The sequence below is a fragment of the Salmonella sp. SJTUF15591 genome, assembly GCF_043356435.1.
Classification (GTDB): domain Bacteria; phylum Pseudomonadota; class Gammaproteobacteria; order Enterobacterales; family Enterobacteriaceae; genus Salmonella; species Salmonella enterica.
Genome location: NZ_JBEUJO010000016.1, coordinates 1 through 26413, shown reverse-complemented (window position 1 = coordinate 26413; position 26413 = coordinate 1). Strand labels below are relative to the sequence as shown.

25 protein-coding genes, 1 pseudogene and 1 riboswitch are annotated in these 26413 nt (G+C 52.3%); of the genes and pseudogenes, 16 read left to right on the top strand and 10 right to left on the bottom strand.

The window, feature by feature from the left end; translation table 11 throughout:
* Position 1: 1 nt before the first annotated feature.
* Positions 2-2266 carry an SPI-1 type III secretion system effector E3 ubiquitin transferase SlrP gene (gene slrP, locus ABVM99_RS22890; RefSeq protein WP_052938326.1) on the top strand — a complete coding sequence of 755 codons (2265 nt, stop codon included), beginning with the start codon at positions 2-4 and terminating at the stop codon, positions 2264-2266.
* 94 nt (positions 2267-2360) lie between these two features.
* On the opposite strand, the gene yvcK is transcribed toward slrP, so the two are convergent.
* Positions 2361-3269 carry a uridine diphosphate-N-acetylglucosamine-binding protein YvcK gene (yvcK, locus tag ABVM99_RS22885; RefSeq protein ID WP_001246033.1) on the bottom strand — a complete coding sequence of 303 codons (909 nt, stop codon included), beginning with the start codon at positions 3267-3269 and terminating at the stop codon, positions 2361-2363.
* A 264-nt stretch (positions 3270-3533) separates the two neighbouring features.
* A riboswitch (molybdenum cofactor riboswitch) is annotated at positions 3534-3678 on the top strand.
* Between yvcK and moaA the strand changes: the two genes are divergently transcribed.
* From moaA to ABVM99_RS22840, 9 genes and pseudogenes are all read left to right on the top strand, one after another.
* Positions 3666-4655: a GTP 3',8-cyclase MoaA gene (moaA, locus tag ABVM99_RS22880; RefSeq protein ID WP_000168180.1), complete on the top strand. Its 990-nt coding sequence runs from the start codon at positions 3666-3668 to the stop codon at positions 4653-4655. (Overlaps the previous riboswitch by 13 nt.)
* A 21-nt stretch (positions 4656-4676) precedes the next feature.
* The gene (gene moaB, locus ABVM99_RS22875) at positions 4677-5189 is read left to right on the top strand and encodes a molybdenum cofactor biosynthesis protein B (RefSeq protein ID WP_000084604.1); all 513 of its coding nucleotides are present in this window, start codon (positions 4677-4679) and stop codon (positions 5187-5189) included.
* 2 nt (positions 5190-5191) lie between these two features.
* Positions 5192-5677: a cyclic pyranopterin monophosphate synthase MoaC gene (gene moaC / locus ABVM99_RS22870; RefSeq protein WP_000080894.1), complete on the top strand. Its 486-nt coding sequence runs from the start codon at positions 5192-5194 to the stop codon at positions 5675-5677.
* Positions 5670-5915 (top strand): molybdopterin synthase sulfur carrier subunit, encoded by a 246-nt coding sequence (gene moaD, locus ABVM99_RS22865; RefSeq protein ID WP_000598596.1) that lies wholly within the window; start codon positions 5670-5672, stop codon positions 5913-5915. The genes moaC and moaD overlap by 8 nt, the downstream gene beginning before the upstream one ends.
* Before the next feature lies 1 nt (position 5916).
* On the top strand, positions 5917-6369 hold the full coding sequence (gene moaE / locus ABVM99_RS22860; protein ID WP_023195573.1) for a molybdopterin synthase catalytic subunit MoaE: 453 nt from the start codon (positions 5917-5919) through the stop codon (positions 6367-6369).
* Between the two features lie 47 nt (positions 6370-6416).
* On the top strand, positions 6417-7121 hold the full coding sequence (locus tag ABVM99_RS22855; protein WP_000373611.1) for a Bax inhibitor-1/YccA family protein: 705 nt from the start codon (positions 6417-6419) through the stop codon (positions 7119-7121).
* A 146-nt stretch (positions 7122-7267) separates the two neighbouring features.
* Positions 7268-7974 (top strand): annotated as a pseudogene (locus tag ABVM99_RS22850) (Bax inhibitor-1 family protein).
* 23 nt (positions 7975-7997) lie between these two features.
* Entirely contained in the window at positions 7998-8606 is a 609-nt protein-coding gene (locus tag ABVM99_RS22845) for a hypothetical protein (protein WP_077684078.1), read from the top strand.
* 7 nt (positions 8607-8613) lie between these two features.
* On the top strand, positions 8614-9174 hold the full coding sequence (locus tag ABVM99_RS22840; RefSeq protein WP_001052196.1) for a hypothetical protein: 561 nt from the start codon (positions 8614-8616) through the stop codon (positions 9172-9174).
* 2 nt (positions 9175-9176) lie between these two features.
* Here ABVM99_RS22840 and ABVM99_RS22835 read toward each other — a convergent pair whose 3' ends face one another.
* From ABVM99_RS22835 to ABVM99_RS22825, 3 genes are read right to left on the bottom strand one after another with little or no spacing between them, the layout of a single operon-like run.
* Positions 9177-10139: a YbhN family protein gene (locus tag ABVM99_RS22835; RefSeq protein ID WP_001129817.1), complete on the bottom strand. Its 963-nt coding sequence runs from the start codon at positions 10137-10139 to the stop codon at positions 9177-9179.
* Complete coding sequence (clsB, locus tag ABVM99_RS22830) at positions 10139-11380, bottom strand: cardiolipin synthase ClsB (protein WP_000649639.1); 1242 nt, start codon at positions 11378-11380, stop codon at positions 10139-10141. Before clsB ends, ABVM99_RS22835 begins: the two co-directional genes overlap by 1 nt.
* Positions 11377-12135 carry an endonuclease/exonuclease/phosphatase family protein gene (locus tag ABVM99_RS22825; RefSeq protein WP_000192039.1) on the bottom strand — a complete coding sequence of 253 codons (759 nt, stop codon included), beginning with the start codon at positions 12133-12135 and terminating at the stop codon, positions 11377-11379. The genes clsB and ABVM99_RS22825 overlap by 4 nt, the downstream gene beginning before the upstream one ends.
* Positions 12136-12267: 132 nt before the next feature.
* Between ABVM99_RS22825 and ABVM99_RS22820 the strand changes: the two genes are divergently transcribed.
* Complete coding sequence (locus ABVM99_RS22820; RefSeq protein WP_000871970.1) at positions 12268-12678, top strand: YbhQ family protein; 411 nt, start codon at positions 12268-12270, stop codon at positions 12676-12678.
* Here ABVM99_RS22820 and ABVM99_RS22815 read toward each other — a convergent pair.
* The 6 genes from ABVM99_RS22815 to ABVM99_RS22790 form a co-directional block, all read right to left on the bottom strand.
* Entirely contained in the window at positions 12640-13746 is a 1107-nt protein-coding gene (locus ABVM99_RS22815) for an ABC transporter permease (RefSeq protein WP_000469050.1), read from the bottom strand. The two genes, ABVM99_RS22820 and ABVM99_RS22815, sit on opposite strands and share 39 nt — an antisense overlap.
* Positions 13747-13861: 115 nt before the next feature.
* Positions 13862-14992, bottom strand: a complete 1131-nt coding sequence (locus ABVM99_RS22810; protein ID WP_000045765.1) for an ABC transporter permease — start codon at positions 14990-14992, stop codon at positions 13862-13864.
* Positions 14985-16721 (bottom strand): ATP-binding cassette domain-containing protein, encoded by a 1737-nt coding sequence (locus ABVM99_RS22805; RefSeq protein ID WP_023194811.1) that lies wholly within the window; start codon positions 16719-16721, stop codon positions 14985-14987. The genes ABVM99_RS22810 and ABVM99_RS22805 overlap by 8 nt, the downstream gene beginning before the upstream one ends.
* Positions 16714-17709: a secretion protein HlyD gene (hlyD, locus tag ABVM99_RS22800; protein ID WP_000743436.1), complete on the bottom strand. Its 996-nt coding sequence runs from the start codon at positions 17707-17709 to the stop codon at positions 16714-16716. The genes ABVM99_RS22805 and hlyD overlap by 8 nt, the downstream gene beginning before the upstream one ends.
* Complete coding sequence (gene cecR / locus ABVM99_RS22795) at positions 17709-18383, bottom strand: transcriptional regulator CecR (RefSeq protein WP_001025254.1); 675 nt, start codon at positions 18381-18383, stop codon at positions 17709-17711. The genes hlyD and cecR overlap by 1 nt, the downstream gene beginning before the upstream one ends.
* Before the next feature lie 73 nt (positions 18384-18456).
* The gene (locus ABVM99_RS22790) at positions 18457-19380 is read right to left on the bottom strand and encodes a LysR substrate-binding domain-containing protein (protein WP_001075547.1); all 924 of its coding nucleotides are present in this window, start codon (positions 19378-19380) and stop codon (positions 18457-18459) included.
* Between the two features lie 541 nt (positions 19381-19921).
* Here ABVM99_RS22790 and ABVM99_RS22785 point away from each other — a divergent pair.
* The 5 genes from ABVM99_RS22785 to adhE all read left to right on the top strand — a co-directional run.
* Positions 19922-21253: an MFS transporter gene (locus ABVM99_RS22785; protein WP_024145443.1), complete on the top strand. Its 1332-nt coding sequence runs from the start codon at positions 19922-19924 to the stop codon at positions 21251-21253.
* A gap of 50 nt (positions 21254-21303) precedes the next feature.
* Positions 21304-22053 (top strand): SDR family NAD(P)-dependent oxidoreductase, encoded by a 750-nt coding sequence (locus tag ABVM99_RS22780; RefSeq protein ID WP_000924697.1) that lies wholly within the window; start codon positions 21304-21306, stop codon positions 22051-22053.
* A 13-nt stretch (positions 22054-22066) separates the two neighbouring features.
* The gene (locus ABVM99_RS22775; protein ID WP_000784291.1) at positions 22067-22912 is read left to right on the top strand and encodes a transketolase; all 846 of its coding nucleotides are present in this window, start codon (positions 22067-22069) and stop codon (positions 22910-22912) included.
* Positions 22912-23904, top strand: a complete 993-nt coding sequence (locus tag ABVM99_RS22770) for a transketolase family protein (protein WP_000083414.1) — start codon at positions 22912-22914, stop codon at positions 23902-23904. The genes ABVM99_RS22775 and ABVM99_RS22770 overlap by 1 nt, the downstream gene beginning before the upstream one ends.
* A 56-nt stretch (positions 23905-23960) precedes the next feature.
* The coding region (gene adhE, locus ABVM99_RS22765) for a bifunctional acetaldehyde-CoA/alcohol dehydrogenase (RefSeq protein WP_052938841.1) at positions 23961-26413 on the top strand (2453 nt) is incomplete at its 3' end.

The following is a 26413-nucleotide window of genomic DNA, read 5'->3' as shown; positions in this document are numbered from 1 at the left end:
TATGTTTAATATTACTAATATACAATCTACGGCAAGGCAGCAAAGTATTAGCAATGAGGCATCAACAGAGGTGCCTTTAAAAGAAGAGATATGGAATAAAATAAGTGCCTTTTTCTCTTCAGAACATCAGGTTGAAGCACAAAGCTGCATCGCTTATCTTTGTCATCCACCTGAAACCGCCTCGCCAGAAGAGATCAAAAGCAAGTTTGAATGTTTAAGGATGTTAGCTTTCCCGGCGTATGCGGATAATATTCAGTATAGTAGAGGGGGGGCAGACCAATACTGTATTTTGAGTGAAAATAGTCAGGAAATTCTGTCTATAGTTTTTAATACAGAGGGCTATACCGTTGAGGGAGGGGGAAAGTCAGTCACCTATACCCGTGTGACAGAAAGCGAGCAGGCGAGTAGCGCTTCCGGCTCCAAAGATGCTGTGAATTATGAGTTAATCTGGTCTGAGTGGGTAAAAGCGGCGCCAGCGGAAGAGGCAGCAAATCGTGAAGAAGCCGTACAACGGATGCGTGACTGCCTGAAAAATAATAAGACGGAACTCCGTCTGAAAATATTAGGACTTACCACTATACCCGCCTGTATTCCTGAGCAGATAACTACTCTGATACTCGATAACAATGAACTGAAAAGTTTTCCGGAAAATTTACAGGGAAATATAAAGACCCTGTATGCCAGCAGTAATCAGCTAACCAGTATCCCTGCCACGTTACCGGATACCATAAAGAAAATGGAGCTGAGCATTAACCGTATTACTGAATTACCGGAACGTTTGCCTTCAGCGCTTCAATCGCTGGATCTTTTCCATAATAAAATTAGTTCCTTACCTGAAAATCTACCTGAGGAACTTCGGTACCTGAGCGTTTATGATAACCGCATAAGGACACTGCCAGAACATCTTCCGTCAGGGATTACCCATTTGAATGTGCAGAGTAATTCGTTAACCGCTCTGCCTGAAACATTGCCGCCGGGCCTGAAGAATCTGGAGGCCGGTGAAAATGCCTTAACCAGTCTGCCCGCATCGTTACCACCAGAATTACAGTTCCTGGATGTAAGTAAAAATCAGATTACTGTTCTGCCTGAAACACTACCTCCCACGATAACAACGCTGGACGTTTCCCGTAACGCATTGAGTAATCTACCGGAAAACCTCCCGGCGGCATTACAAATAATGCAGGCCTCTCGCAATCGCCTGGTCCGTCTCCCGGAGTCGTTACCCCGTTTTCGTGGTGAGGGACCTCGACCTACAAGAATAATCGTAGAACATAATCCTTTTTCAGAACGAACGATACAGAATATGCAGCGGCTAATGTCCTCTGCGGGTTATCAGGGACCCGAGGTATTTTTTGCCATGGGCGACTTTTCAATTGTTCGGGTAACTCGACCACTGCATCAAGCTGTCCAGGGGTGGCTAACCAATCTCGAGGAGGAAGACGTCAACCAATGGCGGGCGTTTGAGACGGAAGTAAACGCGGCAGCCTTCAGCATGTTTCTGGATCGTCTTAGCGATACGCAGAACACCCGACACCCGGATTTTAAGGAACAAGTCTCCGCCTGGCTAATGCGCCTGGCTGATGATAGCACACTAAGAGAAACCGCATTTTTTATAGCGATGGATGCAACGATAAGCTGTGAAGATCGGGTCACACTGGCATACCACCAAATGCAGGAAGCGACGTTGGTTCATGATGCTGAAAGAGGCGCCTTTGATAGCCACTTAGCGGAACTGATTATGGCGGGGCGTGAAATTTTTCGGCTGGAGCAAATAGAATCGCTCGCCAGAGAAAAGGTAAAACGGCTGTTTTTTATTGACGAAGTCGAAGTATACCTGGGTTTTCAGAATCAGTTACGAGAGTCGCTGTCGCTGACAACAATGACCCAGGATATGCGGTTCTATAACGTTTCGGGTATTACTGAGTCTGACCTGGACGATGCGGAAATAAGGATAAAAATTGCTGAAAATAGGGATTTTCACAAATGGTTTGCGCTGTGGGGGCCGTGGCATAAAGTGCTGGAGCGTATAGCGCCAGAAGAGTGGCGTGAAATGATGGACAAAAGGGCTGAGTGTATTGAAACGGATGAGTATCAGAGCCGGGTCAATGCTGAACTGGAAGCGTTAGGAATAGCAGGTGATCCTGACGCAGAGCGCATGGCTGGAATGCGGATAATGGAAGAGATCAATCAGACCCTCTTTACTGAGATCATGGAGAATATATTGCTGAAAAAAGAGGTGAGCTCGCTCGTGAGCGCCTACTGGTGATAGCTGAACGCAGTTTATCAGAAGAGGGAGAGAGCCTGTTTACCCTTCGGTGTAAACAGGCTTCTGATAAGCGCAGCGTCGTCGGTAAACGGGCTTAACCCAACGCCTGTAGCGCTTTTTCCAGCGCATTGTGTAATAACTGACGATCGTGGCGATAGGGGATATCGCTGGCCTCCAGCACTTCCTGAATCACCAGCCGATCGTTCACCGCACTGACGTCAACTCGCGGCCCAACCACTACTGCGTCAATGACTTTTTTGCCAATATATTGCTCCATCATTGCCAGCTTATCGACCAGCGTTAAACTGGCGGCGGGCAGACTCAGTTCGCGACCCAGATTGCCGATATACACCATTGGCGCTGGGGTGCGCCGCAGCGCCTGCGCCAGTTCATCCAGCAGCAGGCAAGGCATCAGGCTGGTATAAAAACTGCCAGGGCCAATCAGAATCAGATCCGCGTCATTAATGGCCTGTACCGCTTCCCGCGTCGCCGGAACGTTTGGCGTTAACATGATCTCCTGCGGCGGAGTCGCTAACTGATCGATATTCACCTCGCCATAAATCTCATGCCCCTGATCGTCAATCGCCATCAGATCTACCGGTAGCTCTGACATCGGGATCAGCTGCGCGTCCACTTTAAGCAGATTACGAATTAAATTAATCGCTTCCAGAGGCCGCACGCTCAGGTGATCTAACGCCTTTAACATCAAATTTCCGAGGTTATGACCAGAAAGTTCGCCATTACCGCCAAAACGATACTCAAACATAGCGGATGCGACGCTGGGTTCGGTAATTAACTGATTCAGACAGTTGCGCATATCGCCCCATGCGATCCCGCCTTCCGAGCGGCGAATACGGCCAGTTGACCCCCCGTTATCTGTGGTAGTCACAATGCCGGTCAGGCGCGAACCTAAAGAAGAAAGCGAGGAGAGGACGCGTCCTAATCCATGCCCTCCGCCGAGGGCAACGACACGATCAAGGTCAGCCAGCGTACGATTGCGCATAAAAATTCCTGAAGTCAAATAAGCAGCGCTACAGTAGCGCAAGTCGCGGGTTTTCAGCAATTAGCCGACCGGCTAAAAGACAATTAATTATTCCCGACTACCCCTTTATAGCGAGGGCGTTACCACGGCTAAATGATATATATCAATGTAAAAGTGTGATTTTCACGTATTCTGTCGCTAAATAGCACGATCATATCGCTATGTATATGTTTATATAGCGAAAGCGTGATGGCGAAATTGTCATTTACACGCTAGTATCGGCGTAACCACAGTAAACACTCTAGCCTCTGCACCTGGGTCATTTTTGATATGGTGCTTTGGCCGTGACAACGTTTAACGTTTGCCACCAGGGCGCAGGAAGAAATGACTCCGCCTCCCGTATTTGGAAAGGTGTACATGGCTTCACAACTTACCGATGCTTTCGCGCGTAAGTTTTACTACTTGCGTTTGTCGATTACCGATGTGTGTAACTTTCGTTGCACCTACTGCCTGCCGGATGGCTACAAACCTGGCGGCGTCACTAACAACGGTTTCCTTACCGTTGATGAAATTCGTCGCGTTACGCGCGCTTTTGCCAGTCTTGGCACGGAGAAGGTGCGTCTTACCGGCGGCGAGCCTTCATTACGCCGCGATTTTACCGACATCATTGCCGCCGTGGGTGAAAATGATGCTATTCGCCAGATCGCGGTGACCACTAACGGTTATCGACTGGCGCGCGATGCCGCGAACTGGCGCGAAGCGGGGCTGACGGGCGTCAATGTTAGCGTGGATAGTCTGGATGCGCGTCAGTTCCATGCGATTACCGGTCAGGACAAATTCCGTCAGGTGATGGCGGGCATCGATGCCGCCTTTGACGCCGGTTTCGAAAAGGTGAAAGTCAACACCGTGCTGATGCGCGACGTGAATCACCATCAGTTGGATACCTTCCTTGCCTGGATTCAGCCTCGCCCCATTCAGCTACGCTTCATTGAACTTATGGAGACGGGCGAGGGGAGCGATCTCTTCCGCAAACATCATATTTCGGGTCAGGTATTGCGCGACGAGCTGATTAAGCGCGGCTGGATCCACCAGCTCCGCCAGCGTAGCGATGGTCCGGCGCAGGTTTTTTGTCACCCCGATTACGCCGGTGAGATCGGTCTCATTATGCCGTACGAAAAAGATTTCTGCGCCACCTGTAATCGCCTGCGTGTTTCGTCCGTCGGTAAGCTGCATTTATGTCTGTTTGGCGACGGCGGCGTGAGTTTACGCGACCTGTTACAGGATGATGCGCAGCAATACGCGCTTGAGGAACGTATTTCCGACGCGTTGCGGGAGAAAAAGCAGACCCATTTCCTTCACCAGAGCAATACTGGTATTACGCAAAATTTATCTTACATTGGCGGTTAATCCTTAATAAGGAGATTTCAGATGAGTCAGGTCAGCGCTGAATTTATCCCGACCCGCATCGCTATTCTTACTGTTTCCAGCCGACGCGGCGAAGAAGACGACACCTCCGGTCATTATCTGCGTGATTCGGCGCAGGAGGCCGGGCATGAAGTGGTGGCGAAAGCCATCGTTAAAGAAAACCGTTACGCGATTCGCGCCCAGGTTTCCGCCTGGATCGCCAGTGATGAGGTGCAGGTCGTATTGATAACTGGTGGGACCGGTTTGACCGAAGGCGATCAGGCGCCGGAAGCGCTGTTGCCGCTGTTCGATCGTGAAGTGGAAGGATTTGGCGAAGTGTTTCGCATGCTCTCGTTTGAAGAGATCGGCACCGCAACTCTGCAGTCGCGCGCGGTAGCTGGCGTGGCGAATAACACCTTGATTTTCGCCATGCCGGGCTCCACAAAAGCGTGCAGAACCGCATGGGAGAATATCATTGCGCCGCAGCTGGATGCCCGTACACGCCCATGTAATTTTCACCCTCATTTAAAGAAATAACGATGTCGCAATTAACCCATATAAACGCCGCAGGCGAAGCGCACATGGTGGACGTTTCCGCGAAAGCGGAAACCGTTCGTGAAGCGCGTGCGGAAGCATTCGTTACCATGCGTAGTGAAACGCTGGCGATGATTGTTGATGGCAAACACCACAAGGGCGATGTTTTCGCCACCGCCCGAATTGCTGGTATTCAGGCCGCCAAACGCACCTGGGAGCTGATCCCGCTGTGCCACCCGCTACTGCTAAGTAAAGTGGAGATTCAGCTTCAGGCCGAGCCGGAGCATAACCGCGTACGTATTGAGTCTCTGTGCCGTCTGACCGGTAAAACCGGTGTCGAAATGGAAGCATTAACCGCGGCGTCCGTCGCGGCGTTAACCATCTACGACATGTGCAAAGCGGTACAAAAAGATATGGTAATTGGTCCGGTGCGCCTGCTGGCGAAAAGCGGCGGCAAATCGGGGGATTTTAAGGTGGATGCGCATGATTAAAGTGCTTTTCTTCGCCCAGGTTCGCGAGCTTACAGGAACTGATGCGCTGGATCTTCCAGCAGATTTTTCCACCGTTGAGTCGCTGCGACAGCATCTGGCGACAAAGAGCGATCGTTGGGCGCTGGCGCTGGAAGACGGCAAGCTGTTGGCGGCGGTCAACCAGACGCTGGTAAGTTTTGACCATCCGCTGACGGCGGGCGATGAAGTGGCGTTTTTCCCGCCAGTCACGGGGGGCTAACATGCACGAAACGCGAATTGTAGTCGGCCCCGCGCCGTTTAGCGTCGGGGAGGAATATTCCTGGCTGGCGGCGCGCGACGAAGACGGCGCGGTCGTCACCTTTACCGGAAAAGTGCGCAATCATAACCTGGGCGATAGCGTTAAGGCGCTGACGCTGGAGCATTATCCCGGCATGACTGAGAAAGCTCTGGCGGAGATCGTCGTTGAGGCACGTTCCCGCTGGCCGCTGGGTCGGGTAACGGTGATTCATCGCGTTGGCGAATTATGGCCGGGCGATGAGATTGTGTTTGTCGGCGTCACCAGCGCGCACCGCAGTAGCGCGTTCGACGCCGGCCAGTTCATTATGGATTATCTGAAAACCCGTGCGCCGTTCTGGAAGCGTGAAGCCACGCCGGAAGGCGATCGCTGGGTCGAAGCGCGCGACAGCGACCAGCAGTCGGCGAAACGTTGGTAGCAGAATGTGATACGCTTTAGGGTATCATTTCCACACAGGAGTTCATCATGGACAGATTTCCACGATCTGATTCAATAGTGCAGGCACGGTCCGGCCTGCAGACCTATATGGCGCAAGTGTATGGCTGGATGACGGTCGGACTGTTACTGACCGCGTTTATCGCGTGGTATGCGGCTAATACGCCAGCCGTCATGATGTTTGTCTTTTCCAGTAAGATCACCTTCTTTGGCTTAATTATTGCCCAGCTTGCGCTGGTGTTTGTTCTGTCGGGACTGGTGCATAAACTTAGCGCCGGAATGGCGACGACGCTGTTTATGCTCTATTCGGCGCTAACCGGATTGACGTTATCCAGTATTTTTATCGTTTACACCTACTCCTCTATCGCCAGCACGTTTGTGGTGACGGGGGGAATGTTTGGCGCCATGAGCCTGTACGGGTACACCACTAAACGCGATCTTAGCGGTTTCGGCAATATGCTGTTTATGGCGCTTATTGGTATCGTTCTGGCGTCGCTGGTCAATTTCTGGCTGAAGAGTGAAGCGCTGATGTGGGCGGTAACCTATATCGGGGTGGTGGTGTTTGTCGGTCTGACCGCCTATGACACGCAGAAACTGAAAAATATCGGCGAGCAAATAGATACCCGCGATAGCGCTAATCTGCGTAAATATTCGATTCTCGGCGCGTTAACGCTGTACCTGGACTTTATCAACCTGTTCCTGATGTTACTGCGTATTTTTGGTAATCGCCGCTAATTATAGCGATCTCTTAAAATCCTGGCCCTGCGCCAGGATTTTTTTTAGGACTTTATTTAGGGCGAAACAGCATAAACATCTTAGAAATATTTTCCTGCGCTTGCCATTCTTATCACCGTGATCATGAGAAGAGTGATAAATGACAAGTGGGACCTCTGGCTGCAATACGTATACGGCAAATAGCATTTATTCCTGCGACAATGTTATCCCTTACCTATTGGTATACTGCGCTGGGACTATGGTGTACCGCCGGCATTATATGGTTAACGTTGTATACTCATTTTTTGATAACTCACGTTCAACCTGTTGTTGTTTTGTGGATATCAGCACTTTTGCTTGGCCTGGGGTATGGGGCCATTACCTGCCTTCCCGCTTTGGCACTGTTGTCGCAACGTTGATATATATTGCCATCATTACGCTTACCGGCGTGTCATTAGCTTACCTTTTCTCAGGTGGCGCGACCATTTTCGTGATTGTTGGAATCATGTTTAGTCTTAATGCCTTATTTATTTTCTACCTGAATATCAGTTCTGGTCTATTCAGGCCGTTAATTTTTATGGCGGTAAGCGGGATCATCGCTGCGATAGTCGTCAATAGCCTGGTGGCCAGTAGCACTCTGGTCTGGATAGCCAGTGTGCTGACGGTATTAGTATGGACATTGATTACAGCACTAGAAAAATCGACACTTCATGGTTATGCCCGCATGTTATATCACAGCGAGTTTTCATCCCTGCCTCGTTGCGCTTTATTTGGCGCGCTGACGCTTTACCTTGGCATTATTAATGCTGTGGTTACGCTGTGTCGTTATATCATTTTGATGATTCTGGAAATACTACTATCTTTCAGGCCGTAGGCGTTGCAGGTTTTTTATTCAGGTTGGTGATGATGGGTATAATGAGTAAATTATGTGGCAAACAATTTTGGTTAGCGTTTTGTGAAGCTAAAGACGTCACTCGCGCCATTAAAAATGGCGGCGAGGATTTTAATCAGAAATGCCCGCCAGCGCTGATTTCTCATTTCATTACCGGAATGTCATGGGAACATTCATTACCCAATCCTGCGCCTGTTTGCGCGTTTAGTTTTATGCTTCTTGTGGGAGGTGTGTGCAGTGCGCATTTTGTTTTTGATAAGTTTATTCTATATTGGCCACTAAATATAATCATTTATTTGGGCAGTGCTATAGGTATGATGCTATGTGTTATGGCTGAGGTATGGCTTATTGCCAAGGGTTATATCCTGGGGTTGCGCCTCTGCGTTTTACTGTTTTTATTAAATATTATGCTCTGCGGTACTGGATTATTTGACGTGTTGTGCAATCAAAATAGCGAACTAAAAAGTGATCTGGTTATCGCTATTATTATGGTTGTGCTTTGCCGCTGGGTGATGAATGGCGAAACGTTTACGATGATGATTCGTTTCTGCCTGGGGCGTCGATTAGTGCGAGTTGCATTACAAGAATATCTCACCTCACAGACAAGGAAATGATAAGCCCATGAACCTGATGACGTGGCTAACAGGAAAAACACTGGCGGAGCTGGTGAAAAAAGGGCAGTTGATCCCGCCAGAAATTAAGTTACCTGTGTATCCGGCCAGCCACTACAAAAAAAACTGGTATGAACAAGGTATTCCTCACGGAGGCGTTATTGGGCTTACGGCGATCATGATGACCATGACATGGATCGTCAGTATAAACATGGTTATTGCGCAGTTTGAGCTGCACAATAAAAAGCATCTGGAGCTGGTCTTCTTCCTGGCCGTGGGCTATATCGCTTTTCTTACCCCGTCAAATCAGCTCCTGCTTAAAGGAAGAATGAGCGGGGTCATTATTTACCGCTATGCGCTATTGCTGGCCATTATTTCCGTTACGTTGGCAACGTTCTGTACCCTGTCATCAGTATTCATGGGCGAGTTTCACGAAGTGCTCCTGCTGCTGTTTAGCTGGTCATTGCTGCTTTTTTCCCGCTTACAGATGAATACGTCTTTTTTCTCAGCATATGTTTATTTTTACCGGATAAAACGCGTTGTGCTGGAAAGCGAAAACGCGTCTGCTTAAATTTATTTCGCCATCGCCCGCTCGTTTTTCGCCCGCAGCTTCTTCGCCCGGCTCTCCAGGATCAGGTAGCACACCAGCGCCAGCAACAGGGGAATAAAATAGTAAAGCACGCGGTACGCGAGCAGGGCGGCGATAATCGTGCCTTGCGACGTATGTTCGCCCGCCAGCAACGCAAGGAATACGGCCTCCAGCACGCCGATGCCTGCCGGAATATGCACGATGACGCCCGCGATACTGCTCACCAGCAGTACGCCCAGCACAAAGAAATAGTTCACATCCTGACCCATCAGCAGCCAGATGATGGCGCCCATCGCCATCCAGTTCGCGCTGGAGATCGCCATCTGCGCCAGCGCGAATTTCCATGACGGCAGCACCAGTTTCTGTCCTTTAATCGTCATATGCCGCCGCTTCGCAAAGGCGCAAAACCACAGATAGACCGCGATAATCAACAATAAAACGATACCGAGAATTCGTAGCGTGCCTTCATCGATATACCAGTGGTCGGGAAGCTGGACAATGCCGAAGGTAAAAATGATGCCGCCAAGCAGAATATAGCCTAGCCAGTTAGTGGTAATGCTGAGTGAGAAAATGCGCGTGATAGTACTGCCGGGCAACCCGAGGCGAGAGTATAGTCGGTAACGCATCCCGATCCCGCCGACCCAGGTGCTGAGCGTCAGGTTAAAGGCATAGCAGACGAACGATACCAACATCACCTGTCGCTTCGCCAGCTTATGGCCGCAATAAAGCCGTCCAAGCAGGTCGTAGCAGCCGTACAGAAGATAGCTAACGATCACCAGTCCTACAGCGCTTAAAAGCGCCGTGCGGTTATAGTCGCGGATGACGGTCCAGACATCGCCCCAGTCGACCTTTTTAGCATAAACCACCAGCAGAACGACGACCGCAATAAAAAACAGCCAGGTCAGCACTTTTTTAGCCAGCCGCCAGCGCGGATGCGATTTAGCCATTAGGGCTTCACTCCTGTATTTTCTGGATCAACGCGATCCTGGGTTTCCATTTCTGGCTGGGCAGGCGGGGGAACCTGCGCCAGATGCGGGGTATGCGCCGGTAGCCAGCCGACCAGCGCCGGGAAATGACGTAAAAAGTGGAACGCCAGCACGCTTTTGGTCAGGTTCCACCAGGTGCGTTTCGGCAGCATAGACTCATCGACCTGCTTACAATCGTTCACGATGATGCCTTGTAAATTATCGCGCAGGGTCTGGTTAAAGGTACGATCGTGAATGATCAGGTTAGCTTCAAGGTTAAGCGACAGGCTGAGCGGATCGAGATTACTCGACCCTACCGTGGCCCAGTGATCGTCCATCAGCGCCACTTTGCCATGCAGCGGACGGCGTCGGTATTCATAAACCTGCACGCCGCCCTTCACCAGATAGTTATAGAGCAACCGCGCGCCGACTTTGACTATCGGCATGTCTGGTTCCCCCTGGACAATCAGTTTTACGCTCACGCCACGGCGGGCGGCTTTACGCATTGCGTGGAGCAAGCGATAGCCGGGGAAAAAATAGGCGTTAGCGATAATCACTTCACGCTTTGCCTGGGTCAGCATTTTCAGATAATGACGTTCGATATCGTCGCGGTGCTCTTCATTATCCCGCCAGACAAACAGCGCCTGCGCTTCGCCGGGGTGACGGTTTTCTTCAGCCTGGTGATGGCGCTTCCACCAGCGGCGCGCGGGGCTTTGCCCCGGCAGATTCTCGACTTCGAATTGCAGGATATCGGCCACAACAGGCCCTTCGACCCGTACCGCGTAGTCTTGTTTCGCCTGCGGGCCGTAATCCGACATATGTTCGGCGGAGTAGTTAATGCCGCCGACAAAGGCAATACGATCATCAATCACCACAATTTTGCGGTGCATTCGGCGGAAGATATTGGTTCGCAACCCCAGTAGACGCGGGCGGGGGTCGTAATAGCGGAAAATAACGCCCGCCGAGGTTAATTCGCCGACAAACGCGTCGCTGAGATCGGGAGAGCCGTAGCCGTCGAGTAATACTTCGGCTTTTACGCCGCGCTGTGCGGCTTTTAGCAGAGCGGCATGGAGTTTTTTACCCACCTCATCTTCAAATAAGATAAAGGTTTCCAGAATGATTTTTTGCTGTGCCTGAGCGATGGCTTCAAACACGGCAGGATAGAACTGGTCGCCGTTTTCCAGTAGCTGAATTTGATTACCTTCACGCCAGCCGCATTTCATAGATGGATCTCCGCGCTAAGGGGGGCATGGTCTGATAAATGTCGCCAGTTCCGCAGCGGTAGCGCCGTAGGAGAACTGGCGTTCGCATTCTTGACGTAAATACGATCGAGTCGCAGCAGCGGCATACTCACCGGGAATGTGCGCGCCGGTCGGCCATGGGCACGGGTGAATATCTCCTCCAGTCCGGCCGCGTTTAACGGCGGGCCGGCCTTTTGCCGCCAGTCATTAAAGTCTCCGGCCACCAGCACCGGTTCTGATTCTGGCAAGGCATTCACCCATCCCGCCAGCATGGTTAACTGCGCCTGGCGGTGGCTCTCCCGCAGGCCGAGATGTACGCACATGACGTGGATAGGGCGGTTGAGCATGGGCGGCGTAATGCGGCAATAGAGCACGCCGCGTTTTTCGCTACCGCCGACTGAGACGTCGCGATTTTCATAATGTTCAATGGGATAGCGAGAAAGAACCGCGTTACCGTGATGGCCTTCCGGATAGACCGCATTGCGGCCATAGGCGAAATCGCTCCACATGGTGTCGGCCAAAAATTCATAGTGGGTAGTGTCCGGCCAGTTTTCGATATGCAGCGGATGTACTTCATGCGCGCCCATCACTTCTTGCAGACAGACGATATCGGCGCCGACCGTTCTGACGGCGTCGCGCAGCTCCGGCAGGATGAAGCGTTTATTAAAGGCGGTAAAACCTTTGTGCGTATTAATTGTGAGCACTTTGAATGAAAAATTTCGCGTGTGTTGAGTCATTTTCTTCCTGTCCGCGTCACTATCCTGATTGAAATAGTGTAGTCGTCGTCACAAAAAGATGCGGTCTTACGGAATTTTCCGTAAAGTTCGGTACTCTGAATAATGAGAGAAAAATGCTTCAGGAGAAAAGCCATGAAGTGGCAACAACGCGTTCGTGTCGCAACCGGCCTCGGTTGTTGGCAGATTATGTTGCATTTACTGGTAGTGGCGATGCTGGTAATAGGCTGGATGAGCGGCACATTAGTGCGCGTCGGCCTGGGATTATGCGTGCTTTATGGCGTGACGGTACTGCTGATGCTGGCGTTGCAGCGCCATCATGAGCAACGCTGGCGCGATGTGGCGGATGTGCTGGAAGAGCTGACTACCACCTGGTACTTCGGCACCGCGCTGATTGTCCTCTGGCTGCTATCCCGCGTATTGCAAAACAATGTCTTGCTGGCGCTGGCGGGGCTGGCTATCCTGGCCGGGCCCGCCGTGGTCTCGCTACTGGCGAAAGATAAAAAGCTACATCACTTTGCGTCTAAACATCGCATACGCCGCTGACCCCGTGGTGGCCGCTATCACCAGTAGCGGCCACAAACTTCCCCAGACAATCCCCAGACTCGCATCCTTAAGATAAATTTGCTTGGTAATATCAGTAAAGTGGCGGATAGGATTTATCCACGTCAGGTTTTGCAGCCAGACTGGCATATTTTCCACCGGCGAGACATAACCCGAGAGCAAAATCGCCGGCATCATAAAGACAAAGACGCCGATAAACGCCTGCTGTTGCGTGGCGCAAAGCGATGATATCAGCAAGCCAAAGCCTACCAGCGACAGCCCGTAAATCACCATCGTGAAATAAAACAGCGCTAATGAACCGGCGAAGGGAATTTGGTATGCCCAAATGCCGATAGCCAGCACGATCGTGGCCTGGAAGGTCGCGACAATCAGCGCCGGCACCGCTTTACCAACGAAAATCTGCCAGGTGGTGAGCGGAGAGACCAGCAGCTGATCCAGAGTGCCTTGTTCACGCTCGCGGGCGACGGACAGCGAAGTGACGATCATCACGCCAATAGTGGTGATCATGGCGATCAGCGAGGGCACCACAAACCACTTGTAGTCCAGATTCGGGTTATACCAGTTGCGTACCACCAGTTCGCTATTGTTGGGCTTTGGCTTGCCGTCCATCAATGTCTGCTGATACTCCTTGACGATCTGTTGCAGATAATTGGCGGCGATTTGCGCGCTGTTGGAGTTACGTCCATCAAGAATGAGTTGCATCGGCGCAGGTTGGAAGGTATCCAGATTCCGCGAGAAATCCGCCGGGAAGCGCACCAGCAGCAGCGCTTTTTGCGTATCGATAGTCGGCTGGATCTCCTGCGGACTGTTCAGCAATAGCACATGGGTAAACGCTTTCGCGCGGGCAAAGCGCTGGGTAAGTTCTACCGAATGTTTGCCGTTATCTTCGTTATAGATGGCGATAGTCGCGTTAGTGACTTCAAGCGTCGCGGCGAACGGAAACAGGATGACCTGAATCAGCACCGGCAGAATCAGGATCGCGCGCGTTTGCGGTTCGCGTAAAAGCGATTGCAGTTCTTTGCGAATTAACGTCCATAAGCGATGAAACATGCCCGTCCTCTCAGTCCAGTTTGTAGGCCTGATAAGCAAAGCGCATCAGGCATAATGCCGGATGGCGGCGTGAACGCCTTATCCGACCTACGACGACAATTATCCATACACAGAGTTAATCCAGCCGTCGTTTGGTTTTTAGCCACGTCAGGCCAATAAACATCACCGCCGAGGCGATTAAAAACAGTACGTTAACGCCTAAAACGACCGGAATATTGCCGGCCAGAAACAGACTTTGCAGGGTGCTGACAAAATAGCGCGCCGGAATAATATAGGTCACCGCGCGGATCACCGCAGGCATACTGTCTATCTGGAAGATAAACCCGGACAGCATAATCGAGGGTAAAAAGGCGGCGTTCAGCGCCACCTGCGCGGCGTTAAACTGGTTGCGAGTGATGGTGGAAATCAACAGCCCCATCCCCAGCGTACTTAGTAAAAACAGACTGGTGATGATAAACAGAATCACCAGCGAACCGCGATACGGCACGCCGAGAATAAACACCGATACCAGCATACAGAGCAGCATCGCCAGCATACCGAGAAAGTAATAGGGAATAAGCTTACACAGCAGCAGTTCAACACGCGTCACTTCGGTTGAGAGCAGCGCCTCCATCGTGCCGCGTTCCCATTCGCGGGCAACGACCAGCGAGGTGAGGATTGCGCCAATTACCGTCATGATAATGGTCACCGCCCCGGGAATAATAAAATGCTGACTGATCGCCGCCGGGTTAAACCAGTAGCGCGTCTGGACGTCGATGAGCGGTTCAAAGGTGTCGCCGCGATCTTCCGCCCGCTGCTGTTGCCAGATTTGCCAGATGCCTTCAACATAACCCTGAACGAAGTTGGCGGTGTTTGGCTCGCTGCCGTCGGTAATCACCTGAATCGGCGCGCTGTCACCGTCGCGCGCCATTTGCTGCGCGAAATCCACCGGAATCACCACCAGTCCGCGAATGCGTCCGGCCTGCATTTTTTCAATTAATTCATGGCGGTTATCGCTAATGGTCGCGTCGATATAGGGTGAACCGGTCATCGCATGAGTGAAATCCAGCGCCTCCTGGCTTTGTTGTTCAAGCAGAATCCCCACCCGCAGCTTGCTGGAGTCAAGGTTAATACCGTAACCAAAAATAAACAGCAACAGTAGCGGGATCACCACCGCAATAAGCCAGCTACTGGGATCGCGCACGATCTGGCGCGTCTCTTTGACGCACAACGCACGCACGCGGCGCCAGGAGAGAGACTTACTCATGCGTATGCTCCTTATCCCAGTCATTGATGAGAGTGATAAAGGCCTGCTCCATCGTCGGATCGGCCTGTTGCTCATCGGCGGCCTGCGCTTTGAGATCGTCCGGCGTACCGCTGGCGATAAGCTTCCCGCGATAAACCAGTCCGATGCGATCGCAATATTCCGCCTCATCCATAAAGTGGGTCGTCACCATTACCGTGACCCCTTTTTCCACCATGCTATTAATATGCAGCCAAAATTCACGGCGGGTGAGGGGATCAACCCCGGACGTTGGTTCATCAAGGAATAAAATATCCGGTTCGTGCATCAGCGAGCAGGCCAGCGCCAGTCGCTGTTTAAAGCCCAGCGGCAGCGCATCGGTGGGATGCGACGCGATGCTTTTCAGACCAAACGCTTCACTCATGCGCTGAATTTTTTCATTTTGCGCGCGGCCCCGCAAACCGTAGACGCCGGAGAAAAAACGCAGGTTCTGCTCAACCGTCAGGTTGCCGTAAAGCGAAAATTTTTGCGCCATATAGCCCAGATGCTGACGGGCTTTGCCGGAGCTGACTTTCAGGTCCATATCCAGCACCAGCGCCTTGCCGGACGTCGGCACCAGCAGGCCGCACATCATTTTAAAGGTGGTTGATTTACCCGCGCCGTTCGGGCCGAGCAGGCCAAAAATCTCGCCGCGCTGTACGACGAAATTAACATGGTCCGTGGCCGCGAAATCGCCAAATTTTTTCGTCAGTTCCTGCGCTTCAATCACCGTTTCGCCGGCAGTGCCTTCAACCGTATGCAGGATCGAACCCAGCGGAGACTCCGAGGTTCCCGCTCCGCCAAGCAGATCGATAAACGCATCTTCGAAGCGCGGCGCGGTCTCATTGAGGGTGATTTCCGGCATCCCTTCGGCCTGGCGAATATCTGCTGCGGTCGCCTCTTTTTTCAGGATCAGGCGTACCGAACGTCCCTGAATCATGCCGTCGCTCACCTGCGGCAGTCTGAGCGCTCTCTGTAGCAACTTACGGTTGTTTTCCTGTGGACTGCTCATCAGAAAGCTACGACCGGCCATCGTTTGCGTCAGCGCTTTAGGTTCGCCCTGATAGAGCAGCTCGCCTTCATTCATCAGCAGTACATCGCAACACTGTTCGGCTTCATCCAGATAGGAGGTGCTCCATAAAATCAGCATCCCGTCGCCCGCCAGTTCGTGGACCATTTGCCACAACTCGCGCCGTGAAATCGGGTCAACGCCAACGCCCGGTTCATCCAACAGCAGCACTTTCGGTTCGCCGACCAGCGTACAGGCCAGCCCCAGTTTTTGCTTCATCCCGCCGGACAATTTCCCCGCCAGACGGCCAGTGAAAGGGCCGAGGGCGGTAAACTCCAACAAACGGGCAAAGGTCTTTTCCCGTATCTCGCCGGTAACGCTGCGTAAATCGGCATAGAGATTAAGGTTCTCCATGACGGTAAGATCTTCATACAGACCGAATTTCTGCGGCATATAGCCCAGAACCGCGTGCAGCTCGCTGTCGTTTTGTATCGGATCGAAGCCCAATACTGACGCGTTGCCGCCATCGGCTTTGAGCAGGCCCGCCAGCATACGCATCAGCGTAGTTTTTCCTGCGCCGTCCGGCCCTACCAGCCCGGTGACATAACCGGAATGAATGGTACAGTCGAGCGGCGCGACGGCGGGTTTATCCATTCCCGCAAAGCGCTTCGTCAGACCGTGCAGCTTAATAACGGCCTCACTCATGCCGTGCCTCGTCATTAAATTTCACCGTGACTGGCATCCCCTGGCGTAACGCATCGTCCGCATCGGTGACGATAATGCGCAGGCGATAGACAAGATCGGTACGCAGATCCGGCGTTTCGACGGTTTTCGGCGTAAATTCCGCGGTGGGCGAAACGAAACCAATCTTACCGTGGTAAGGTTTGTCAGGACGACCGTCGGTATACAACAGAATGTCGCGCCCCGGTTGCGTCTGACTGAGGTTGCGTTCATCGACATAGGCGCGCACCCAGACGGGGCGGGTCAGCGAGAGCGTTAATACCGTGCTGCCGGCGTTCAGCATACTGCCAGGCTCGACCGCGCGGGTGAGCAAGGTTCCGTTGGCAGGCGCGATAAGCGTAGTGTCCTGCAAATCAAGCTGCGCCTGCGCCAGTTGGGCCTTTGCCTGTTCCAGGCTGGCTTTCGCCTGGGCGATATCCTGTTCACGATTACCGGTACGGTACTGGCTCAGTTTATCCTGCGCGGACTTCAGCGTCGCCTGCGCCTGATCGCGCGATGAGCGGGCGTTTTCCAGATCGTTAGCGGAAATGGTGCGGCTTTTCCACAATCCTTGCTGACGGTTATAAAAGTTTTGCGCGTAGTCATAGGCGGCTTGCGCCTGTCTGACGGCGGCGGCGGCCTGGGCTATCTCTTCATCGCGATAGCCTGCCAGCATCAAATCATATTGCGCCTGCGCGACCGACACGCCAGCTTTCGCCTGCATTAGCGCGTTTTCGTATGGCGCGTGATCCAGTTCGCCGAGCACCTGTCCGGCTTTGATAGTATCGCCTTCATCAACATTCAGCGACGCCAGCCTGCCGCCGACGCGAAAGCTGATATTGACGGTACGGATATCGACATTACCGTATAGCGTCAGCCCATCGTCCTGCCGACTTTGATACCACCAGGTTCCACCGGCAATCACAGCGACGATCGCTGCGATTGCCAGTCCGATAACGACAGGTTTTTTCATCAGTCCAGACTCCTTTGCGTTAAACCGTGCAGAATAAGATCGATGTGGCAGGTTACCGTCTGGTAAATCAGCTCCGCTTTTTCTTCATCAAACTGCGGCCAGCCGGTACGTAACAGAATAGTTTCTTTGCCGAGACGAAACGCCAGCACTTCGCCCAGTAAGGCATGGGTATGCAAAATCATGCGCGTATCATTGGCGTCGCAGCCGGTATAAGCGGCAACCAATCTTGTCAGATGGGTGTGCAACGGATCGATAACCTGTTCATGGACCAATTGATAGGCCGACGTGGGAGAGAGCTGCTCGCGTGAAATAAATTTGCTCAGGTTAACGGTGTCTTCCTGCGTCAGCAGCATAATCATGTTCTTGCAGGCGAGCAGAATGAGCTCGCGTATGGCGTCCCGGTCAGGGGCAGGCTGGCTAAACAGACGCTCCGCTTTTTCAGCATGGGGGCGAAATTTTTCGCCAAGAAAATCGGCAATCCACTGGGCGCAGGCGAGGTATAAATCCTCTTTTGAGCCGAAATAGTAAGTAATGGCGGCAATATTTTGCCCCGCCAGCGCAGCGATATCGCGCGTGGTGGCATGGAGGCCATACTCGCCAAACTGCGCCAGTGCGGCGGCAATGAGCTGACTTTTCGCCTGCTCGCCCTTGGTGGTCGTGGTGGGAATATTCATCACACGCCCTAAGTCTTAATCAATCGATTGATTAACTTTAGGCGCACATTTCAGGTTTGTCTACCGCCAGCTATTAGATCTGAAATCCTTCGCGGCTTAGCTCTTTGGAAACCCAATTAAAGAATATCCTCACTTTCTCTTTTTGTTCATTGTGGTGTGGCAAAACGAAGTGGTGAGCGTTAACCGGCATACTCACGTCAGTCGTAAAAACGGGCGCCAGGTGGCGTTGGCTAACGCTTTGTCCGGCCAGTAAATTGCTCTCGAGAATAATACCCATGCCCATGCGTGCGGCCTCAATGCTCATATAGGAACGGTCAAAATTAAAAATAAAGTTTTTATTCCAGCCGCGAACCTTATGCCAGGACAGCCAGTTGCTCCAGTTGATCAGCGTGCTATCTGAATGAATAAGATCGCAACCCAGTAAATCTTCAATGTTTTGAATGCTATGACTCGCTAAATAAGTCGATGACGTATAGGGGAGCATACGTTCATTTTTTATGGTTTTGACGACCAGCGTCGGCCATTGTGAAAGGCCGTGGCGGATATCGATATCGATATTATCACGGGAGAACTGAATACTTTCGTAAGAACAGGTCAGGCTAATTTTAAGCTCAGGCCAGGCCTGGCGAAATTTATTCAGACGGGGCATCAACCATAGTAATCCAAAACTCGGTGCTGAATGTATGCGTAAATAATCCTGGTGAATATCATTTATGACCTGGTTGGTAGCCTGTCCAATAATGTTTAACGCCCCCGAAACCTCTTTTAAATATTTTTCACCAATCGCGGTCAATACGACGCCTTTACTGCTGCGCGAAAAAAGTTTCTTTCCCAGATACTGTTCCAGACTGGCTATCTGATGGCTTACCGCGGAGGCCGTAACATTGAGATTTTCAGCTGCCAGATTCAGGCTGTTGGTATCAGCCACTTCAATGAATGCCTGGATATTGCGTAAAGATGGCACAGGCAAGCTTTTATTCTGTAGTGGCTGGTTCATGATTATCTCCGGTGAATGGAATGATGATCGCCCAATTTTATTACCCCAGGAAGTAAATTCAGCAGTTACTCCCCTAATACCTGGTCAGCTTAACATAGGCGAAAAATAAGTTATGGGGTAATTCGTGATGAAGTTAACAGTTTTATCTGCCATTTCTGTCGGTCAAGCTGATTCAACAATAATTTGAATCCAGTCACGAAGCAAATTTTCCTCATTCATAATTGAGGTTTTTTGAATGCCGTTTCTTTTGGGGATTGTTATATTGCAACCACAGGCCTGATAACAAGGCGCGATGCGGTAAGGTTCGCGAAAAAAACATATACCCAAAATAATTCGAGTTGCTTAAAGGCGGCAAGGGAGTGAGTCCCCAGGAGCATAGATAACTATGTGACTGGGGTGAGCGACAAATCTGCCGGGAATAGATTTGAACGTCGCGTGCGACGGCCCGTCAGGGCGAGGCCCATGGATGGGCCGAGTAATCCGTAGCCAACACATAAGCAACTTGAAGTATGAAGGGTATAAACAATAATGAGGATACCCTATGTCACGTATAGATACTGTAGTCTGTACTGACGCCAGGAAGACAAAATATCGTTTGGTTGTTTTGACGATGATTTTCCTGGTGTATGCAATAAATTACGCCGACAGAACCAATATCGGCGCGGTGCTGCCGTTTATCATTGATGAGTTTCATATCAACAACTTTGAAGCCGGGGCCATCGCCAGTATGTTTTTCCTTGGCTACGCGGTAAGCCAGATCCCGGCAGGTTTTTTTATCGCCAAACGCGGCACGCGGGGGTTAGTTTCACTGTCAATTTTCGGCTTTTCCGCTTTCACCTGGCTGATGGGCACGGTAAGTTCGGTGTTTAGCCTGAAGATGGTGCGACTGGGACTGGGGCTTAGCGAAGGACCATGCCCGGTGGGGCTGGCTTCAACGATTAATAACTGGTTTCCGCCGAAAGAGAAAGCCACGGCAACCGGCGTTTATATCGCGGCCACCATGTTTGCGCCGATTATCGTGCCGCCGTTGGCGGTGTGGATTGCGGTCACCTGGGGCTGGCGGTGGGTCTTTTTCTCCTTTGCGATCCCGGGGATCGTGGCGGCGATTGCCTGGTATTTACTGGTTAAGTCAAAACCTTCAGAGAGCGGATTTGTTTCGCAAAGTGAACTGGAAGAGATTAATGCCGGGCGTGATATCCATAAAAACACCGTACGGGAAAATATATTAATTGCCGATCGTTTCACTTTGCTGGATAAAATTATTCGGGTGAAAAAAATGGCGCCTATCGATACGACAAAAGGATTATTCACCTCCAAAAATATCCTCGGTGACTGCCTGGCCTATTTTATGATGGTTAGCGTGCTGTACGGCTTATTAACCTGGATTCCGCTCTATTTAGTGAAAGAACGCGGTTTTGATGTCATGAGTATGGGGTTTGTAGCCAGTATGCCGTGCATCGGCGGGTTTATTGGCGCGATTGGCGGCGGATGGATTTCGGATAAAGTATTAGGCCGTCGTCGTAAGCCAACGATGATGTTTACCGCTATTTCCACCGTGGTCATGATGTTAATTATGCTGAATATTCCGGCAAGCACCTGGGCGGTATGTGTTGGGTTATTCTTCGTCGGTTTATGCCTGAATATTGGCTGGCCCGCATTCACAGCATACGGTATGGCGGTTTCGGATACGAAAACGTATCCCATTGCCTCTTCTATTATCAATAGCGGCGGCAACCTCGGCGGGTTTGTCGCTCCGATGGCTGCGGGTTTTTTACTTGATAAGACCGGCAGCTTTAATTCTGTATTTACCTATTTCGGTATCTGCGCAGCAATTGGTCTGGTGGTTATTCTCTTCCTCGATGAGCCACAATAACGGAAATATATCCTGTTAATTAATATGACATAATGTCATGGAGTGAAAATATGTTATTAAAAGATAAAGTCGCCATTATTACTGGCGCGGCCTCCGCACGCGGTTTGGGTTTTGCTACCGCGAAATTATTTGCTGAAAACGGCGCTAAAGTGGTCATTATCGACCTCAATGGCGAAGCCAGCGAAGCCGCGGCTGCGGCATTAGGCGAAGGTCATCTCGGGCTGGCGGCAAACGTCGCTGACGAAGTTCAGGTTCAGGCGGCAATTGAACAGATCATGGCTAAATATGGTCGGGTCGATGTACTGGTGAATAACGCCGGTATTACTCAGCCGCTGAAGCTAATGGACATTAAGCGCGCTAATTATGACGCGGTGCTTGACGTCAGCCTGCGCGGCACGCTGTTGATGTCACAGGCGGTTATCCCGGTCATGAGAGCGCAAAAATCCGGCAGCATTGTCTGCATCTCCTCCGTTTCCGCCCAGCGCGGCGGCGGTATCTTCGGCGGCCCGCACTACAGCGCGGCAAAAGCCGGCGTGCTCGGTCTGGCGCGGGCGATGGCGCGTGAGCTTGGCCCCGATAACGTCCGCGTAAACTGCATCACTCCGGGGCTGATTCAGACCGACATCACCGCCGGTAAGCTGACCGATGAAATGACGGCCAACATCCTTGCCGGGATCCCGATGAACCGCCTGGGCGATGCGGTAGACATCGCGCGCGCCGCGCTGTTCCTGGGAAGCGATCTCGCGTCCTACTCCACCGGTATCACCCTGGATGTTAACGGCGGCATGTTAATTCACTAAGCGAGGCAATGAGATGAAGATGACCGAATCACAAAAAGTCGCCGCAGCGGCGTGGCGCATCCGCCGCTACGCCCTGCAAATGGGGGAAGTTCAGGGACAGGGCTATATCGGCCAGGCTCTGGGCTATGCCGATGTGCTGGCAACCGCGTTCAGCCACGCGATGACCTACCGTCCGGAAGACCCTGAGTGGGAAGGGCGCGACCGCTTCCTGCTCTCTCACGGCCATTACGCCATCGCCTATTATGCGGCGCTGCTGGAAGCGGGAATTATCCCGGAAGAGGAGCTGGAAACCTACGGTTCCGACGACAGCCGCCTGCCGATGTCGGGGATGGCGACCTACACGCCGGGGATGGAGATGTCCGGTGGTTCGCTGGGGCAGGGGCTGTCCATTGCCGTAGGAATGGCGCTCGGGCTGAAGCAAAAGAGCAGCACGTCCTGGGTTTATAACTCTATGTCGGATGGGGAACTGGACGAAGGTTCAACCTGGGAAGCGGCGATGTCGGCAGCCCACTATGGCCTGACTAACTTGATTAACATCGTTGATGTCAACAAACAGCAGGCGGACGGCGATTCGCGCAAAATCCTCGGCTTTGAGCCGCTGCATGAAAAATGGGCCGCTTTCGGCTGGTACGTACAGCGCGTGGACGGTAACGATCTGGCCGCGGTGATTGCGGCCTTTGACAACGCGAAAAGTCATGCCGGCAACCAGCCGCGGGTCATTCTCTGCGACACGCTGATGGGCAAAGGGGTGCCGTTCCTCGAAACCCGCGATAAGAACCATTTTATTCGCGTCGATGCTGACGAGTGGCAAAAAGCGATTGCGGTGCTGGACGCTAACAAACCGGAAGGAGTGCTGTAATGAGCCAGAGTAAACCACGTTTAAAAACGTCCGCGATGATTGCTTCTATCGCCGATGAAGGCCAGGCGACGATCCCTGCGCCGTTTGGCGTCGCGCTGTCAAAACTGGCGGCGCAGCGCCCTGAAATCGTCGGTATGACCGCGGACCTGTCAAAATATACCGATCTACATATTTTCGCCCAGGCTTTCCCGGATCGCTTTTTCCAGATGGGAATGGCGGAACAGCTGCTGATGGGCGCGGCGGGGGGCATGGCGAAAGAGGGATTTATTCCCTTCGCTACCACCTACGCTGCGTTTGCCACCCGTCGCGCCTATGATTTTATCCATCAGGTGATCGCCGAAGAGCATCTGAACGTGAAGATCTGCGCAGCGCTGCCGGGTCTGACAACGGGCTACGGGCCAAGCCACCAGGCAACCGAAGATCTGGCGATTATGCGCGGCATTCCCGGCATGGTTATCGTCGATCCTTGCGATGCGCTGGAGATAGAGCAGGCGGTACCGGCAATTGCTGACCATAACGGCCCGGTGTATATGCGCCTGCTGCGCGGTAAGGTGCCGCTGGTGCTGGATAAGTACGACTATCAGTTTGAGCTGGGCAAGGCGAAACTGCTGGAGGACGGCAATGATGTGCTGATTATCTCTTCCGGGCTGATGACCATGCGTGCTCTGGAGGCGGTTGAAAAGCTACGCGCCGATAATATCAGCGTGGCCGTACTGCACGTGCCGACAATCAAGCCACTTGATGAAAAAGCGATTATTGAGCAGGCGTCGAAGCCCGGTCGCCTGGTGATGACCGCGGAAAACCATACCTCGGTCGGCGGGTTAGGGGAGGCGGTTGCCGCGCTGCTGATGCGCAAAGGCGTACGCTGTGAGCTGGATACCGTTGGTTTGCCTGACGAATTCCTGCTGGCCGGCGCGCTGCCGACGCTGCACGATCGCTACGGCATCTCCACCGCGATGATGGTAGAAAAAATTAAGCATCGTCTGCGTTAATGACTTTCGCCGCCGCGTTCTGCGGCGGCGCTTCTCTGTTTCCGTTCGAGGTTTCCATGTCGATTAATTCCATTGAAGAATTAAACGCGCTGGTTGCGCGCGTCAAAAAAGCCCAGCGTCAGTACGCGAGTTTCACGCAACAACAGGTAGACAAAATCTTCCGCGCCGCCGCTCTGGCCGCCGCTGATGCCCGCATTCCGCTGGCCAAAATGGCGGTCGCCGAGTCTGGTATGGGCATCGTGGAAGACAAAGTGATTAAAAACCACTTCGCTTCCGAATATATCTATAACGCCTATAAAGATGAAAAGACCTGCGGCGTGCTGTCAGAAGACGACACTTTCGGGACCATTACGATTGCTGAACCTGTCGGTATTATTTGCGGCATCGTTCCGACAACCAACCCGACCTCTACCGCGATTTTCAAGTCGCTGATTAGCCTGAAGACCCGTAACGCCATCATCTTTTCTCCGCATCCGCGCGCTAAAGAAGCAACCAACAAAGCGGCAGACATCGTTCTGCAAGCGGCTATCGCTGCCGGCGCGCCGAAAGATCTGATTGGCTGGATCGATCAACCTTCCGTAGAACTGTCTAACGCATTGATGCACCACCCGGATATTAACCTGATCCTCGCGACGGGTGGTCCAGGCATGGTTAAAGCAGCATACAGCTCCGGCAAACCGGCTATCGGCGTAGGCGCAGGTAACACTCCGGTAGTGATTGATGAAACTGCTGACATTAAACGCGCTGTGGCGTCAATCCTGATGTCGAAAACCTTCGATAACGGCGTAATCTGTGCTTCTGAACAGTCTGTTGTCGTTGTTGATTCCGTCTATGATGCCGTTCGCGAGCGTTTTGCGAAATGCGGCGCGGTGATTCTGAATAAAAAAGAGAGGAAAGCTGTAGGCGGAGTATTGCTCAAAAATGGGGCGCTGAACGCGGCAATTGTCGGCCAGTCAGCGGCTACAATCGCAGAGATTGCCGGCATTTTTGTGCCTGAAAACAGCAAGGTTCTGATAGGGGAGGTGAGTGCAACGGACGTCTCTGAGCCTTTCGCTCACGAAAAACTCTCTCCGACGCTCGCCATGTACCGAGCAAAAGATTTTGCCGATGCGGTAGATAAAGCGGAGCAACTGGTCGCAATGGGCGGTATCGGTCATACCTCCTGCCTGTACACTGACCAGGATAACCAGCCAGAACGCGTTGCTTACTTCGGTCAGATGATGAAAACCGCGCGTATCCTGATCAACACCCCGGCCTCTCAGGGTGGTATCGGTGACCTGTACAACTTCAAACTCGCACCTTCCCTGACGTTGGGTTGTGGTTCCTGGGGTGGTAACTCCATCTCTGAAAACGTTGGTCCGAAACACCTGATCAACAAGAAAACCGTTGCTAAGCGAGCTGAAAACATGTTGTGGCACAAACTTCCGAAATCTATCTACTTCCGCCGTGGCTCTCTGCCCATCGCGCTGGATGAAGTGATTACTGATGGCCACAAACGTGCGCTCATCGTGACTGACCGCTTCCTGTTCAACAACGGCTATGCAGACCAGATCACCTCTGTGCTGAAAGCGGCTGGCGTTGAAACCGAAGTCTTCTTCGAAGTTGAAGCCGACCCGACGCTTTCCGTTGTTCGCAAAGGCGCTGAGCTGGCGAACTCCTTCAAACCGGACGTGATTATCGCGCTGGGCGGCGGTTCCCCGATGGACGCCGCGAAAATCATGTGGGTCATGTACGAACATCCGGAAACTCACTTTGAAGAACTGGCGCTGCGCTTTATGGACATCCGTAAACGTATCTACAAGTTCCCGAAAATGGGCGTGAAAGCGAAAATGATCGCCGTCACCACCACTTCCGGTACCGGTTCTGAAGTCACACCGTTTGCGGTTGTGACCGACGATGCAACCGGTCAGAAATATCCGCTGGCTGACTATGCCCTGACCCCGGATATGGCGATTGTCGACGCCAACCTGGTGATGGATATGCCGAAGTCCCTGTGTGCGTTCGGTGGTCTGGATGCGGTGACTCACGCCCTGGAAGCTTATGTTTCCGTACTGGCTTCTGAGTTCTCTGACGGTCAGGCTCTGCAGGCTCTGAAACTGCTGAAAGAAAACCTGCCGGCGTCTTACCACGAAGGGTCTAAAAACCCGGTTGCGCGTGAACGTGTTCACAGTGCAGCGACTATCGCCGGTATCGCGTTTGCCAACGCCTTCCTCGGTGTATGTCACTCCATGGCGCACAAACTGGGCTCTCAGTTCCACATTCCGCACGGTCTGGCGAACGCCCTGCTGATTTGTAACGTTATCCGCTACAACGCGAATGACAACCCGACCAAGCAGACCGCTTTCAGCCAGTACGATCGTCCGCAGGCACGCCGTCGTTACGCTGAAATTGCTGACCACCTGGGCCTGAGCGCGCCGGGCGACCGTACCGCCGCTAAGATTGAAAAACTGCTGGCATGGCTGGAAAGCATTAAAGCTGAGCTGGGCATTCCTAAGTCTATCCGTGAAGC